Annotated in this window: 1 protein-coding gene; it reads right to left on the bottom strand. The window is 43.7% G+C overall.

Annotated features, from left to right (window positions below; all coding sequences use genetic code 11):
• Window positions 1–419, bottom strand: a 419-nt coding sequence (locus WCE05_RS26185) for a neutral zinc metallopeptidase (protein WP_368816863.1), incomplete at both ends; no start/stop codon positions are given.

Genomic DNA, 419 nt, shown 5'->3' with positions numbered 1-419 from the left:
AATATCACCAGTTTTTAAACCGACTTGGAACCAGTGCATTCGCTGTTCACTACTACCATGAGTAAAGCTATCCGGAACGACCTGTCCAGTTGCCCGTTTTTGTAAGTAGTCATCTCCAATTTTTTGCGCGGCATCCATTGCTTCCTCAACGTCTCCCTGCTCTAAAAACTGAGTACGCTGTTGATTATGATTGGCCCAGATACCCGCTAAACAGTCAGCTTGTAATTCTTGACGTACAGATAACTGATTACCTTCTCTTTGACTGACTTGTGCTCGAGCCTGTTGTACTTGAGATGAGATACCAAGCAAAGTTTGAACATGATGTCCTACTTCATGGGCAACTACATAAGCTTGGGCAAAGTCTCCTGCCTGATCTTGTCTCGATAATTCTGTCTGATTTTGTTCGCCAGATATTCCCA

The sequence above is a fragment of the Pseudomonas sp. I2 genome, from assembly GCF_040984075.1.
GTDB classification, from domain to species: domain Bacteria; phylum Pseudomonadota; class Gammaproteobacteria; order Pseudomonadales; family Pseudomonadaceae; genus Aquipseudomonas; species Aquipseudomonas guariconensis_B.
Note: the sequence above shows the minus strand (reverse complement) of the source record. Positions and strands in the feature narration are given on the sequence as shown.